This window comes from Paenarthrobacter sp. 10N417, from assembly GCF_056394745.1.
In genome coordinates this window covers 24,743-38,706 of record NZ_JBFTIL010000022.1, presented here as the reverse complement: position 1 = coordinate 38,706, position 13,964 = coordinate 24,743, and the positions used below count along the sequence as shown (strand labels likewise).

The 13,964-nt window shown below is 64.1% G+C and carries 11 protein-coding genes; 6 read left to right on the top strand and 5 right to left on the bottom strand.

Annotated features, from left to right (window positions below; genetic code table 11):
- Positions 1 to 76: 76 nt before the first annotated feature.
- Positions 77 to 1,408: an alpha-hydroxy acid oxidase gene (locus AC1DCM_RS21845; protein ID WP_477519700.1), complete on the bottom strand. Its 1,332-nt coding sequence runs from the start codon at positions 1,406 to 1,408 to the stop codon at positions 77 to 79.
- Positions 1,409 to 1,499: 91 nt separating this feature from the next.
- Here AC1DCM_RS21845 and AC1DCM_RS21840 point away from each other — a divergent pair, with 91 nt between their 5' ends.
- Positions 1,500 to 2,198 (top strand): FadR/GntR family transcriptional regulator, encoded by a 699-nt coding sequence (locus tag AC1DCM_RS21840; RefSeq protein ID WP_477519699.1) that lies wholly within the window; start codon positions 1,500 to 1,502, stop codon positions 2,196 to 2,198.
- A 70-nt stretch (positions 2,199 to 2,268) separates the two neighbouring features.
- Here AC1DCM_RS21840 and AC1DCM_RS21835 read toward each other — a convergent pair whose 3' ends face one another.
- Positions 2,269 to 3,297: a LacI family DNA-binding transcriptional regulator gene (locus AC1DCM_RS21835; protein ID WP_477519698.1), complete on the bottom strand. Its 1,029-nt coding sequence runs from the start codon at positions 3,295 to 3,297 to the stop codon at positions 2,269 to 2,271.
- A gap of 178 nt (positions 3,298 to 3,475) precedes the next feature.
- Here AC1DCM_RS21835 and AC1DCM_RS21830 point away from each other — a divergent pair, with 178 nt between their 5' ends.
- The 5 genes from AC1DCM_RS21830 to AC1DCM_RS21810 are packed head-to-tail and all read left to right on the top strand — an operon-like array spanning position 3,476 to position 9,410.
- Positions 3,476 to 4,897: a Gfo/Idh/MocA family protein gene (locus AC1DCM_RS21830; RefSeq protein ID WP_477519697.1), complete on the top strand. Its 1,422-nt coding sequence runs from the start codon at positions 3,476 to 3,478 to the stop codon at positions 4,895 to 4,897.
- A gap of 29 nt (positions 4,898 to 4,926) precedes the next feature.
- Positions 4,927 to 5,925, top strand: a complete 999-nt coding sequence (locus AC1DCM_RS21825; RefSeq protein WP_477519696.1) for an NAD-dependent epimerase/dehydratase family protein — start codon at positions 4,927 to 4,929, stop codon at positions 5,923 to 5,925.
- Positions 5,922 to 6,827, top strand: coding sequence for a 5-dehydro-4-deoxyglucarate dehydratase (locus AC1DCM_RS21820; protein WP_442018906.1), 906 nt, complete (start codon positions 5,922 to 5,924; stop codon positions 6,825 to 6,827). The genes AC1DCM_RS21825 and AC1DCM_RS21820 overlap by 4 nt, the downstream gene beginning before the upstream one ends.
- Positions 6,827 to 7,978 (top strand): mandelate racemase/muconate lactonizing enzyme family protein, encoded by a 1,152-nt coding sequence (locus AC1DCM_RS21815; RefSeq protein WP_477519695.1) that lies wholly within the window; start codon positions 6,827 to 6,829, stop codon positions 7,976 to 7,978. Before AC1DCM_RS21820 ends, AC1DCM_RS21815 begins: the two co-directional genes overlap by 1 nt.
- On the top strand, positions 7,959 to 9,410 hold the full coding sequence (locus AC1DCM_RS21810; RefSeq protein WP_477519694.1) for an aldehyde dehydrogenase (NADP(+)): 1,452 nt from the start codon (positions 7,959 to 7,961) through the stop codon (positions 9,408 to 9,410). Before AC1DCM_RS21815 ends, AC1DCM_RS21810 begins: the two co-directional genes overlap by 20 nt.
- Before the next feature lie 95 nt (positions 9,411 to 9,505).
- On the opposite strand, the gene AC1DCM_RS21805 is transcribed toward AC1DCM_RS21810, so the two are convergent.
- Genes AC1DCM_RS21805 through AC1DCM_RS21795 form a run of 3 tightly spaced genes read right to left on the bottom strand, consistent with a single transcriptional unit; the run spans position 9,506 to position 13,907 of the window.
- Positions 9,506 to 10,615 carry a M24 family metallopeptidase gene (locus AC1DCM_RS21805; RefSeq protein ID WP_477519693.1) on the bottom strand — a complete coding sequence of 370 codons (1,110 nt, stop codon included), beginning with the start codon at positions 10,613 to 10,615 and terminating at the stop codon, positions 9,506 to 9,508.
- Positions 10,612 to 12,693 (bottom strand): DUF6807 family protein, encoded by a 2,082-nt coding sequence (locus AC1DCM_RS21800; RefSeq protein WP_477519692.1) that lies wholly within the window; start codon positions 12,691 to 12,693, stop codon positions 10,612 to 10,614. Before AC1DCM_RS21800 ends, AC1DCM_RS21805 begins: the two co-directional genes overlap by 4 nt.
- Positions 12,690 to 13,907 (bottom strand): dienelactone hydrolase family protein, encoded by a 1,218-nt coding sequence (locus tag AC1DCM_RS21795; protein ID WP_477519691.1) that lies wholly within the window; start codon positions 13,905 to 13,907, stop codon positions 12,690 to 12,692. Before AC1DCM_RS21795 ends, AC1DCM_RS21800 begins: the two co-directional genes overlap by 4 nt.
- Positions 13,908 to 13,964 lie beyond the last annotated feature (57 nt).

Sequence of the window (13,964 nt, the reverse complement as noted above, 5' to 3'; positions counted from 1 at the left end):
TCCTTGCCCAACTGGGGGACAGCACCTGTCGCTATGAACGCTCATAGCGACAGGTGCTGTCCCGTACATGGGGTCGCTAGCGCCGAAGCAGCCGCACGTGGTCCGGGTTCAGGTCCGAGACTTTGCTGACGCCCAGCAGCGCCATGGTCCGGGTCATGTCCTTCTCGAGGATCTGGATGGTGCGGTCCACGCCTTCGCGTCCGCCGGCCATGAGTCCGTAGAGGTAAGCCCGTCCGATCAAGGCAAAGTCTGCCCCCAAGGCGAGAGCTGCCACGATGTCGGCGCCGCTCATGATGCCAGTGTCCAGCATGACGGCAGCCTTGCTGTTGTCAGCCTTCAGCGCCGAAGTGACCTCGGGAAGCAGGTGGAACGGGATGGGTGCCCGGTCCAGTTGGCGGCCGCCATGGTTGGACAGGACGATGCCATCAGCGCCGTGGTCCACCACCTTGCGGGCATCCTCAACGGTTTGGATGCCCTTGACCACGAGCTTGCCCTTCCAGGTTTCACGCAACCAGTCCAGGTCCTCGTAGGTCAGCGTGGGGTCGAACATTGAGTTGATGAGATCCGCCACCGTGCCGGTGTAGCGCGACAGGGACGCGAAGGTCAGCGGTTCATGGGTCAGGAAGTTGAACCACCAGGCGGGTCGGTAGGACGCATCCAAGACGGTCTTGATGGTAAGTGCCGGCGGGATGGTCATGCCGTTACGGACATCCCTCAACCGAGCCCCGGCTACAGCGGTGTCCACGGTCACCATGAGGGTATCGTTGCCTGCTTTGGCCGCGCGCTCGATCAACTCCAGGGAGCGGTCGCGGTCGGTCCATAGGTACAGCTGGAACCAGTTGCGGCCGTTCGGAGCGGCTGTAGCAACGTCCTCGATCGAAGCAGTGCCCATGGTGGACAGCGTGTAGGGAATACCCGCGGCTTCTGCGGCCTGCGAGCCAGCGTATTCGCCTTCGGACTGCATCATGCGGGTGAACCCGGTGGGCGCGATGCCGAACGGGAGGCGCGATTCCTTCCCCAAAATGTCGGTGCGAAGGTCAATCCTGGAAACATCACGAAGGATCCCGGGGCGGAATTCGATGTCCTGGAACGCCTGGCGCGCGCGGCGCAGTGTGATTTCTTCCTCCGCGGCGCCGTCTGTGTAGTCGAAGGGTGCTTGTGGCGTGCGACGCTTTGCGATTTCGCGCAGCTCCCAGATGGTGCTGGCGCGCTTGAGGCGGGCGGCCTTGCTGAATTCCGGCTTCTTGAACTGCATCAGCGGGGCCAGATCGGACACTTTGGGTATGCGTCGCTTCAGTGCCGGAGGTTGCACGACGGCGGGGGTCGGCTGCGGCGGCCGGCTGACGTTCTCGTCGCTGCCGGCATTGGCCGGAGCGGCTGTGATCTTCGGATCGAGGGTGTCGGTCATGCGGTTCTCCCTTGAAATTCTGTGGTCCTACCACTGTGGTCTAACCACACTCTAAGCCATGTGGTTGGACCACATCAACTAGTATTCCCGTATGCGTACCCACGAACTAGTCCTGCAGTGGATAGAAAAGCAACTATCCGACGGCGACCTCGCCCTCGGAGGACGCCTCCCCGGAGAACGGGCCATGGCCGAGCAGCTGCAGGTATCCAGGACATCCGTGCGGGAAGCTGTGCGGATCCTTGAAGCAATGGGTGTTGTCCGCGCGGGAGTTGGTTCGGGCAAGGATGCGGGAACAGTAGTGATCGCCGAGCCCGGCTCGGCACTGGGCTCGACGCTGCGCCTCCACGTGGCAACGCGACACCTTCCCGTGGCCGACATCGTGGAGACGCGCGTGTTGCTCGAATCCTGGGCGGCTGCGCGGGCAAAGGTTGGCGCCCCGGCCCTTGATGAGGCGGCGGCGCTGCTTGAGCAAATGGACAACAGCCCGGACATCGAGACGTTCCTGGCGCTTGACGCCCGGTTCCACGTGGCACTGGCGCAGGCTGCCGGGAATACCGTGGTCAGTGCCATGATGGCGTCATTGCGTGGCGCCATTGAAAATTACGCCGGGAAACTCACGGGAAACCTGCCTGACTGGAAGGCCACTTCGGCCAGGCTTCGGGCGGAACACCACGCGATATTGGCAGCCGTCAACGCCAACGACGGCGGCCGGGCAGCAGATCTTGTGGCCGCCCACATCCAGGGTTTCTACAAGGAAGCCGGAGTGGGCTCGCAAGCCGCCGGGGAATAGAGCAACGCGGGGTCACTTGTGGCCCATGTTGGTCTTCCGGATGGGCCATAAGTGACCCCGCGTTGCATTTCTAGGCGGGCTTCAAGGCCGGGGCCGCGGTGCTCTTGCGGATTTCCATGCGCGGCGAGAACTCATCCTGGGCTTGCGTGGTGGATTCTCCGGCTTGCTGGATCTGCTCCCGCATCCGCCGCCACGCCAGGCTCCCAAGTTCATTGATGGGAACGGCGGCGGTGGTCAGTGGGGGAGTGGTGTACTTGGCGAACGGGATGTCATCGAACCCCGTTACCGAGATGTCCTCCGGAACCCGCACTCCCCGCTCGTGGAGGCCGCTGAGCAAACCCATGGCGACGAGGTCATTGAAGGCCAGGATGCCCGTTGCGCCACTGGCGATGATGGCCTCGGTGGATTCATGTCCGGAGTCGAAGTTGGACCCGCCGTGGAGCATTTGGAGTTCAATCTCCGGGTGTTCCTTCCGGAATTGCTCCAGGCCCACCAAGCGCTGGCGGTTGGATGCGCTGTGCTCCGGTCCGGAGAGGAAGGCCAGACGCCGGTGACCCAGGGTCACGAGGTGCTGTGCCAGTTGCTGGATGCCTTGGCCGTAGTCCACGCTGAGACTTGGAGTGTTGGTTGCCACCGTGGTGCGGTTGATGAGAACCAGTGGATGCAGGGTTGGTGCGAGCTCTTCGAGTTCGGCATCGCCCATACGGGGTGCGCAAAGCACCACGCCATCACAGCGGCGGCGGGCTTCTCCGGCAAGGATTGCTTCCTCGCTGGTGACTTCGGAGGAATCTGCGATCAGAACGCGATACCCATCCTGGGCTGCCGCAATGCTTAGTCCGCGGAGAATGGCCTGGAATGTGGGGTTGGCCAGGTCCGGGACAACAATGCCGATGGTGTCGGTCTTGCCCAAGGCCAGGCTTCGTCCGACGGGGTTGGGTTGATATTTGAGTTCGGCCGCTGCAGCCCTGACGCGGGCGGCGATGCCGGGATCCACGGCGGCGTTACCGTTCATGACGCGGGACACTGTGGCGTGCGAGACGCCTGCTTTCTCCGCGACATCGGCTATGCCAACCCGCCGATTGGTGTTCCTCCGTGCCATGTTGCCCCTTCCGGTTGGCAGTCCGCGTGCTGCCCCTGCGTTGGGGCAATGGTTGACGGAACCGCCAGAGTCTTGATACAAAGCTTATAACGCTCTGAGAAAACGCTTTCTCATGATTCTTCCCAGTTCACGCCGGGCCGTCAAGCGGTTCACTCTGCCTTTTGAAAGGGGCATTTCCATGGTCAACGTCGACACCGCCGAGACCCATTCACCCGGGGCAGACACATCCGCATCCGCCACCGGATACGCTGATCGTCATCGGACCCGCATGGCCCTTATCGGCACCGGCGGCCGTTCTGAAATGTACATTCGCGCGATCTATGGACAGCACGCTGACGTAGCTGAGCTCGTCGCGTTGTCGGACGTGAACCAGGGCCGCGTGGAGTTTTACCAGGAACTCATCAAGGAACTCGGCGGGACAGAGCCGGTGGCATACTTCGAGCCAGCCAAGCTGACCGAGTTCATCCAGGGCAACGGCATCGAACGCGTCATCGTCACGACGCCGGACTACACCCACGCGGACTACATCGTCCAGGCACTCGAGGCGGGTGCCGACGTCGTGGTTGAAAAGCCCCTGACCATTGACGTTGAGGGCTGCCGCCGCATTACCGCTGCCGTGGCGGAAACCGGACGGAACGTCGTTGTTACGTTCAATTACCGTTATTCGCCGCGCAACACCGCGTTGAAGGAGATCATCCAAAACGGCGTGATCGGCAAGGTCACCTCCATCGACTTCACCTGGGTGCTGGACACCGTCCACGGTGCGGACTACTTCCGCCGTTGGCACCGTGAGAAGAAGAACTCCGGTGGCCTGCTCATCCACAAGGCCTCGCACCACTTCGACCTCGTCAACTGGTGGATCAATGACGTCCCCGAGCGCGTTTTCGCCTCCGGGGGGCTCCGCTTCTACGGCGACAAGAATGCTGCCGAACGCGGCCTGGCTGCCCGCCCCGAACGCGGCACCGTTGATGGCCTGGCGCGCGATCCGTTCCGCCTGGACATGCGGGAGGACGAACGGCTGAAGGCCCTGTACTACGACAACGAAAAGTTCGACGGCTACCTGCGGGACCAGGACGTCTTCACTGAAGGCATCACCATCGAGGACAACCTTGCCCTCGTGGTTGATTACCAGGGCGGCCCCACGTTGAGCTACTCGCTGAACGCCCACAGCCCGTGGGAAGGCTACCGGGTTAGCGTCAACGGTACGGAAGGCCGGGCCGAACTCGAGGTGATTGAGCGCGCAGCGGTTCAGTTCAGCACGGACAAGAAGACCGTGGTGGACCCGAGCGCCACGCCTGTCGAAGAAGAAGACGCCGTTCGGCGCAACGGTGAGCGCCTGGTGGTCCAGCGTCACTGGGAGGCTGCCTACGAAGTCCCGATCGTCAACGGCGAAGGAGGCCACGGAGGCGGCGACAACCTGCTGCTCTCAGACCTCTTCAACGGTCCGGGCGTAGACCCCCTGGGCCGCCCCTCCGGGTACATTGACGGCCTTCGTTCCGTCTCAGTTGGCATCGCCGGAAACCAGTCCCTGGACACTGAACTCCCTGTCCGCATCAGCGAACTTGGCCTCGGCGTCGATCTCAGCCGCGGCCAGGCCTAGCGGCCCGCCACTTACACAAGGACAACACCATGAGCAGGATTTTCGTCACCGGCGGTTCCGGCCGCCTTGGCCGCAGCGTCGTGACCGGCCTCGCCCAGGCCGGCCACGAGGTGGTCTCGGTTGATCGCGATGCCATCCCGGCCGAGCAACTGCCGGCCAATGCCGTGCAGTACACGGCAGACCTTATGGCCCCGGGAGAAGCGGAGCGGCTTTTCCGGGAAACAAGCCCCGACGCCGTCATCCACCTCGCTGCTATCGCCGTACCTTTCAGCGCGCCTGAGGAAGTCATCTTCAGTACCAATACCAGGCTCGCCTACGCAGTGATCAGTGCAGCCACTGACGCCGGTATTCCGAAGATTATTACGGCAAGCAGCCCCACCGCCCTGGGCTACGGCTCACCCGCCGGTTGGCTGCCGCCGTCGTTCCCCTTGGACGAGCAGACGCCGCCCAAGCCCTGGAATGCCTACGCATTTTCCAAGCTGATCGCCGAACAAACAGTGCAGATGTTCGCCGCGGCGCAAGGCAACAAGATCCGGTATGCGGCATTCCGGCCCTGTTTTGTCATCTCCCCGGAAGAATGGCAGGGCGCGCTCACGCAGCAGGGACACACTGTCCGCGACCGCCTTGCCGATCCGGCCTTGTCCGCCCCCGCTTTGTTCAACTACATTGACGCCCGGGACGTAGCAGAATTCCTGGACGTCTTGTTGGAAAAGATGGACACCATCCCCAACGGCCAGGTCTTCTTCGTCGGAGCCAAGGATGCCTTGGCCACCTCCCCGCTCGCTGAGCTGTTCCCGCGTTTCCTGCCCGGCAGCGGCCCGCTCACCGAACACCTGACCGGCACCAGCCCGGCGTTCTCGGTGGGCAAAGCGCGTGAGCTGCTTGGCTGGGAGCCCAAGCGCAGCTGGCGTACCGAACTCACGCCGCCCTATGAAGGCACGGATTCAGCAGCATCAGACCAAGCACTACTCGACGACGAGAATCCTGCCGGCCTGGTCCCGGCGGGAGCAACCAAGGAGACACCATGAACTTCGACGGCGTACTGTTTTTCCCCGTCACACCCTTTGCCGAAGACGGCTCGGTGGACGTAGCACTCCTGAAGGAGCACATCACGTCACGCCTTCCTTTCGGCCCCGGAGGTGTGTTCCCAGCGTGCGGCACGGGTGAATTCCATGCCCTCTCCCTGGAGGAGATCCGGACAGTGGTGACTGCCGCCGTCGAAGCTGTTGCCGGAGCTGTCCCGGTAGTCGCTGGCGCAGGCGGCCCGCTGGGCCACGCCCTTGCTGCCGCCAAGGTTGCCGAGGAGGCAGGCGCTGACGCCTTGCTGGTTCTCCCGCCGTACCTCGTAACAGGGCCAACAGACGGCGTCGTTGCTTACGTCGAGGCCATCGCCGCAGCCAGTAGCCTGCCAGTGATCGTGTATCACCGGGGAACGGCGAAGTTCACTGCCGCAGCCATGACCCGCCTTACTGCGAACCCCAAAGTCATCGGCTTCAAGGATGGGATCGGGGACGTCGGCCTGGCGCAGGAAATCGTATCCGCCATCAACGCCAGCGGCCGAACCGACTTCGCACTCTTCAACGGACTCCTCACGGCAGAGCTGACACAGGGCGCCTACCGTGGCCTCGGGATCCCGCTCTATTCCTCTGCTGCCTTTGCCATGGCTCCGGAGATCGCAAAGGCCTATTACGACGCCTACGTCTCTGGTGATGAAGACCGCCGAAACGCACTCCTTGAGGGCTTCTACGCGCCCCTCGTGAGACTTCGGGACCAGACTCCCGGCTTCGGCGTTTCGCTCGTCAAGGCGGGCCTGCGCCTGGCCGGTTTGCCAGTAGGCCCTGTTCGCCCGCCGTTGGTCGACCCCACAGACGAACAACTGTTGGAGCTCAAATCGATCCTGGCCAAGGGCCACGAGCTGGCCGTCAGCTGATGACAGCGCGCATTACGGGGCTCACCACGCGGTTGATCACGGTTCCGCTGCTGCGCAGTTGGGGTGCTGAAGCGCCCGAGAACCATGTGATCGTCACCGAGCTGACCACTGACGACGGCGGCGTGGGCCATGGTTTCTCGTGGACACCTACTATTGGTCCCCAGGCAGTCAAAGCCCTCCTGGACCACGACATCGCCCCCTTCATCCTTGGCCTGGATCCCAACCCCGAAACGGTGTGGGACCAGCTGTGGAAGCGTCTGCACGAGGCAGGTGGGGGAGGCCTGACCACTATCGCCATGGCCGGCGTGGACCTCGCGCTGTGGGACCTCAAGGCACGTCAGTCCGACACCTCCGTCACTGCACTTCTGGGTCAACGCCAGGAATCGGTGGACGTCTATGGCTCGGGCGTGAACCTGCACTACTCCTTGGAACAACTCGTGGAGCAGGCACAGCGTTGGGTTGCCGCTGGTCATAAGGCTGTGAAGATCAAGGTGGGAAAGCCTGAGCTACGCGAGGATGCTGAACGGGTTGCCGCAGTGCGGCAGGTCATCGGCCCGGACCGTCTGCTCATGATTGACGCCAACCAACGCTGGGACCTGGCCCACACCTTCCGTGCTTTGGACGTTTTGGGGGAGTACGGACTGGAATGGCTGGAAGAACCAATCCGCGCTGACGATCTCTGGGCTTACCGGCGCCTGCGTAAACACTCTCCAGTGCCCATCGCGCTGGGCGAGAATGTCCACACCATCTACCGTTTCCGCGACTTCATCGAAGCCGAAGCCGTGGATATCATCCAACCCAACATTGTCCGCGTGGGCGGCATTACGCCATTCCGCAGGATCGTTGAGTTGGCCCGCGCCAACAGCATCAGGGTGGCTCCGCACCTGCTTCCGGAGCTCTCCGGGCAGTTGGCGCTCACCCTGGCTGAGGCCGTGAGCGTGGAGGACGTGGAAGACGCTTCCTTTGAGCAGCTCGGCATCCTCGCTGAGCCCTCTCCCATCCGAATCCGCAACAGCAGGCTCAGTTCCGTAGGCCGTCCAGGCCTTGGCTTCGACTTTGCCGCGAATCCGACCGCACATGAGAGCTCCGTCCTTGAGAGCAGCTCCGACCCTGAGAGTAAAGGAAACCACATTGAGTACAGCAACTCTTGACCTGACCGCGGTGACGGCCGCTGCCGCCGCAGCCTTCAAAGTGACCGCCGCAGCGTCCGACGCCGAGCGCGCAGCCTGGCTGACCGCTGTCGCCGACGCCCTGGACGCCAACGTGACGGAACTGGTGTCCATAGCTGACTCCGAAACCAGCCTTGGTACGGTTCGGCTCACCGGAGAGGTAGCCCGGACCAGCGGCCAACTCCGGCTGTTCGCGAAGGTCGTCACGGAGGGCTCGTACTTGGAGGCCGTCATCGACCACGCGGATCCTGCCGCCACCCCGCCCAAGCCTGACCTGCGCCGCATCCTGCGTCCGATTGGACCGGTGGCCGTGTTCTCGGCGTCGAACTTCCCCTTCGCGTTCTCGGTGGCCGGCGGCGATACCGCATCGGCGCTGGCTGTCGGTTGCCCGGTGATCGTCAAAGCACATTCCGGCCACCTCCGCCTATCCCAGCGGACTGCCGAGATCGTGACCGAAGCCCTGACCAGTGCCGGCGCTCCGGACGGAATCTTCGCCCTCGTGAGCGGACGCGAGGCAGGTACCGCCCTGGTGCAGGATCCCGCGATCAAGGCCGTGGGCTTCACTGGTTCCATCCCCGGCGGCCGCGCGCTGTTCGACCTCGCAACGTCCCGTCCGGAGCCGATCCCGTTCTACGGCGAGCTGGGCAGCCTGAACCCGGTGGTTATCACTGATGCTGCCCTGGCCGACCGCGGCCACGAACTTGCGGCTGGCCTGGCTGGTTCCTTCACCCAAGGCGCGGGGCAGTTCTGCACTAAGCCCGGGCTCGTCTTTATCCCCGCTGGCACCGACTTCGCTGCCCAGGTAGCAGAGGCAAGTAAGGACAAGCCGACCGCGGCCATGCTGACTGAGCGGATCGCGGAGGCCTACCCTTACGGCCTGCGCAGTGTTGCGGAGCAGCCGGGTGTTTCGGTGGTGAGTGGCACTGTGGATCAGGACAGCCTGGCCGACGGCGCCGCGCCGGTGGTGTTCTCCACAAGCGCCGCCAACGTGCTGGAGCGTCCTGATGAGTTGCTGGAAGAGTGCTTCGGGCCCACCACGCTCCTCATTGAGTACGCCAATGACGAAGAGCTTTCCCAAGCCCTCGCCAAGGTTCCGGGCAGCCTCACCGGCACTGTCCATGCGCAGCCGGGTGAGGACGTTTCGGCGCTCGTGGAGCAGCTGAGTGAGCTCGTCGGCCGGGTCCTGTTTGATGGTTGGCCCACTGGCGTTGCCGTGAATTGGTCGCAGCAGCACGGAGGACCATACCCCGCCACCACATCGCTGTTCACCTCCGTGGGCGCCACCGCGGTCCGCCGCTTCCAGCGTCCGGTGGCTTACCAGGACGCGCCGGACAACATCCTGCACCCGGCCCTGCGCGAGTCGAACCCGTTGGGCATCCCGCGTCGGGTGGACGGCGTACTGACACTGGGCTAACGCCCGCTAACTTACTTGGGTAGGGGCGGACGAAAGGGGCGGGGTCACCATTGCGGTGACCCCGCCCCTTCGTGTTGGTTGAGGTTTGGTGCGGCTTAGGGCCGCAGGGTGATCGGACGACGGCGGCCGTCCACTTCGGTGGTTGGCCAACGGTCGTCAGTGGTCAGGACACGGAGGCCGGAATCCGTGAGCAGCACCGTGTCTTCGATTTTCACGCCTGGCCCGGAGGGGTTCCACGTGAATGGCTGGTTGAGGACGATCCTGTCCGTCACTTCCGCGGTGACCCGCGGATCACGGCCCGCATAGCCTGCAGGACCACCCTGGTGGTGCAGCGTCCACTGCTCGGCACCAAATCCGTGGCGCACATAGGCCGCCTTGATCTCACCGAAGACCTCGTTGAGCTTGGCACCGGGCACGGCGGCCCGGAAAATATCCGACTCAACTGCCGCGATGCGGGCTTCGGCGTCGAGCTCTTGTGGAGTACCGGCGTCGAAAGCTACCCAACGGGTCACGTTGGCCACTAAGCCACGACGCCGGGCGCAAACCACGGCCATGGCCCTGCGGCCGATGGGAGCATGCGTTGCCAGCGGGTGGCGGAACGCGCTCCGGGCAGCACCGTTGCACAGCAGGACAAGCGGCTCGGCGCCCACTGCCACGATCCGGGCAGCAAGGTCTGAGACCAGCTCGAACTCCGTTGTCCCGGGCGTTGCGGCCGTGAGGACGTCCGTCATCGCGCTGGCTGCATCTGCGGACAATTCGGCATAACGGGCTGTCTCCGCGGGCAGGAGCTGCTGCCGTGCTGCCCGAAGTTCCCCCGCGACAGCCGCCTCCATCAGCGGATTCCCATCGTCGGCCAGCCCTGCCGCAGAGGCATGCAATTGGCCATGCCACGGAATACTGTGCAGGTTGACGCCCTCCGGCAGTTCCTCCGCCTCGATCCGGCCGGCTTCGTTATTAAACGTGACCAGGTGATCCCCGGTTCGATCCACCAGGAGGGCGGCAATGGGATCCCCTGCCAGACTGATATGGACCCGACTGCCGTCCAAGTACCAGGTGAGTGCCGTGTTGGTGGTGAGCAGAAGCGAGTCGCGACCCGAGCGGTCCAGGATGTCCATGATGCGGCGGCGTTTCACCGCTCGGTCGGCGACGTTGCCGGGCGCAGTGACGGCAGTCAGAGCCGGCGTTAATTGAGTCGGAGCGGTCATGCTGGGTCCCCCTGGGTTGAAATGAGCTGTTCAATGTCTTGAGTGGCCAGGAAGCCATCAGCGATGAGCACCCTGACCGTGCGACGCACAGGACGGCCGGGCTCTGCAGCCACCGGCGACTCCCACGCCAAGGACAGCCCCACACCCGGATAACCCGAGTGTCGAACGAACCATGGGTCCGGGGCTTGGGGGGATGCCAGGAAGACGAGCGTGGCCGGATGACCCAGGCCCGGATCCCCTGCAGTATGACCGCTGCCCGTTCCGGCGTCGAAAGTTCCTGACCAAGCCAGCCAGGGCGCGACGCTGCCATGGACGGCATCTTCACCACGCGAATCAGGGGTCCAGATGGTCGCGTCGCTAACCCTCGGCAGGCGCCAGAAGAAGCCGCCATAACCGCCCTGCGCCCTTCCGTTGGAACCGGGGCTGCCCAGCTGCACCGGACGTCCTGTTGCAGATTCGAGCCTGAAGTCCAGCGTCAGCTGCCAGGCAGAATTCCCGACGGCGGCCCAGCGCCACTCGCGCTGTTCGCGGAGGACAGGGGTACCGTCAGGGCCGATCCAGCTCAACAGCTCGCGCCGCCGCCCGTCTCTGTGGTCGGCGCTATCCCTGTGCTCGGCAGACTCAAGGACCACGCGGCCGTGGTCCTTTCGCCAGACGTAAGCTCCGGCGTCGCGGGTGTAGGTCCGGCCACCCCAGAAATTGATACCGTCCACGTCCTGGATTGCGACCCCTGCCCCAAGGTGCCACACATGGTCTTCCGGGATGTGGTCGCTTACGACCGTGCCGGCAAGGGTTCGGACGGGGTGGAGGTATGGACGCGGCGAGGAGGTTGGCCGGATGTGGGAGCCGTCCTGGATGGTGGCGACGGCTGTGCCGTTGACCTTCAGTTCTGGCTTGACTGCTGCAGCGGTACTCGCCGCCCACGGCGCCCCGAGTTCCGCGAAAGTGGCTTGCCCCAGGGTGGCACGGCGGATCCACGATTCGATGCCCTGCACCACGGCATGGGCGTCGTCGCCGTCACCCAGCCATGTCACATGGTCTGGATGGATGAGCGTGGGTGCGTCCGAGGTTCGGACCGCTTCCAGCACGGACATGTAGGCGCCGGCTCCGCTCAGGGGGCTCAGCAGATCCTGTTCGGTCTGCGCAGACAGGAGGTTTTCCAACAGGTCCGTCCGCCCGAAAGTCTCAGTCCGGATCCCGCTGGGAGTGGTGACCTCCACACTGTCTTCCGTGTAGGAAAGCGTGATCTGCCCGAGTGTGCCGTAGATGGTCACCGATGGCGCTGACTGCACTGGTGCGCACAACGTCAAGGCACAGGTCAGCACAGTGCCTGTCACGGTCCGGACCCTGATCACGGAGGTGTCATCGCTCTCGGTGTCATTCGCACGGTATAGGTCGGTTTCGACCACTTCGACGTCGGCAAGGGTCCTGGCACCTGCGAGTCGCAGCCCAGTAGCGACAGCGTGTGCCAAGGCGTTCGTCGCTACGCCGTCCACCACATCCGTACCGTTCAGGCTTCGCTTCCCGGCCCAGCGGGAGCGTTTGAAGTAGCCCTTGGTCCGGAGCCATAGACCGGTGGCGCTGATGCCGCGGACCTCGCCGATTTCCCCCGAGGCCACAAACTTTTCAATGGCGGGAAGGGCGTGCGAACCAAGGCTCTGGAAACCGACTTGAACCAGCCGCCCGGCGCTCGCCGCCGCTGCAAGCACGCTTTCGTATTGCGCCATGGAAGCCACGGGAGGCTTTTCGAGGTAAACGTTGGCGCCTGCCCCGAGCGCCGTGAGCGCCAGCGGGGCGTGGGTTTGGATAGGGGTGGAAATGATGACGACGTCGGGGGCTCTTCCCGCAGCCAGCAGCTCCTCCAGGGAACTGTAGACGCCCACCTCAGGAGGCAACTGGTCCTGGGCCGGCGGCATTGGATCGGCAACAGCTACTAGTTCAAGCATTCCGGCAGAACCGAGCCGACGGAGGTTTTCAAGGTGCCTTTCGCCGAATCCGTGAACGCCAACGAGTGCTACCCGGGGCAGTTGGTTGGGAATGGCCACGTTGGTGCCGGCGGCCGTTGAGGGCGAAGTCATAGTGCTGTCCTAGCGGGATCAGTTGTGGGGAAACGATGGGGTTTTGCCCGGAGGTTGGAGGAGAGGAATGCTGCCGCCTCTTCCTGCATGGCGGTGGAAAAAACATGGGGCTCGGGCCAAAAGCTGCCTGTGTACCGCCCAGCCGGCATCCGCTGCGAAAGGTGGGCATCGGCGTCGCGCATTCCTGCCTCTGGAAACAGTTCGTCGGCAAGTGCGTACTGGACCAGGACAGCTCCGGCAGTTGAACGCACCACCAGATCGGGCCAATCCCCCAGCTTTGACAGGCCAGGGGAGTGGAGCAACCAGGAATGGGCATCGAGGTACGAGGGCAGCAGGGACGCGAAGGTGGTCATCATGCACGTGACCACATAGCTGTGGATCAGGGGACTGAGCGCGGCGAGCACCATGGCCCGGCCGCCACCGCCTGAAAATCCGGTGCATCCAAGGCGTCCCGGATCGACGCCGGGGAGGGACGCCAGGATGCCTAGCGCCGCGAGGTCGTCATGCGCGACCGTTCCGGCGATGCTGCTGCCCAGGAGCGTCGCGGCTTTTGCCACAGTCTGTTCGTGGTCTGCCGCTGCTGCGTTGTAAAGATCCGCCGCGGAAGGTTCGACGCCGGCCTCCCGCCACAGTGCCTGCTGGCCGTTGACGGCCTGGGCCGTCCGCCAAGGCTCGGTTTCCAGGCCGAAGCCGCGACTGCCCCACATGAAGGCGTCGTGCGCCAGGACGGCGAAACCCTGCTGGGCAAGCCACGTAGCGAAGGACCGCCCACCGTAGAGCTTTTCCCGCAACTGAGCCGGCACGGGACCGAACCCGCTCCCCGTGGTGGCGTCGGCGTCGTTCTCTTCGTCTTGTGGAAGTAACACCAGCCGCCCCGCGCCATGGGATTTGATCCCACCGTGGCAGTGAAGAGCCAGTATCCCGGGCAGCGGGCCTATGGAGCCAGCCGGCCGCACGAACCAAGCCGAGGTTCTTGGCCCGAATCCAAGCTGCCACGACAGGCGGGAGGTGATGACGCCGTCGTGTTCGGTTACCGAGTCCACGCTGTATTCGGGAGCCGGGCCAATAGCTGGAACTCCGAGTGTGTCGGCAAGCTGCTGGGCACGTGGAGAGGCTGCCGCGAAGGGATGTCGGGCAACGTAAGCGGGCCAATCCTCGTAGCGCTCAAGAGCGCTGGGGCGGGTGGGCGCTGCGGCCATGTCAGCAGTGGTCATGGCAGTCGCCGTGCTTGGGGAACAATGGTGTCCTGCCTTTTCGGTGCGGATGATGCG

Coding starts and splice junctions, on each gene's coding strand:
- AC1DCM_RS21800 (WP_477519692.1), bottom strand. CDS start 12,693: ATGACTTCGCCCTCAACGGCCGCCGGCACCAACGTGGCCATTCCCAAC.
- AC1DCM_RS21815 (WP_477519695.1), top strand. CDS start 6,827: ATGACAGCGCGCATTACGGGGCTCACCACGCGGTTGATCACGGTTCCG.
- AC1DCM_RS21825 (WP_477519696.1), top strand. CDS start 4,927: ATGAGCAGGATTTTCGTCACCGGCGGTTCCGGCCGCCTTGGCCGCAGC.
- AC1DCM_RS21820 (WP_442018906.1), top strand. CDS start 5,922: ATGAACTTCGACGGCGTACTGTTTTTCCCCGTCACACCCTTTGCCGAA.
- AC1DCM_RS21805 (WP_477519693.1), bottom strand. CDS start 10,615: ATGACCGCTCCGACTCAATTAACGCCGGCTCTGACTGCCGTCACTGCG.
- AC1DCM_RS21830 (WP_477519697.1), top strand. CDS start 3,476: ATGGTCAACGTCGACACCGCCGAGACCCATTCACCCGGGGCAGACACA.
- AC1DCM_RS21795 (WP_477519691.1), bottom strand. CDS start 13,907: ATGACCACTGCTGACATGGCCGCAGCGCCCACCCGCCCCAGCGCTCTT.
- AC1DCM_RS21840 (WP_477519699.1), top strand. CDS start 1,500: ATGCGTACCCACGAACTAGTCCTGCAGTGGATAGAAAAGCAACTATCC.
- AC1DCM_RS21845 (WP_477519700.1), bottom strand. CDS start 1,408: ATGACCGACACCCTCGATCCGAAGATCACAGCCGCTCCGGCCAATGCC.
- AC1DCM_RS21835 (WP_477519698.1), bottom strand. CDS start 3,297: ATGGCACGGAGGAACACCAATCGGCGGGTTGGCATAGCCGATGTCGCG.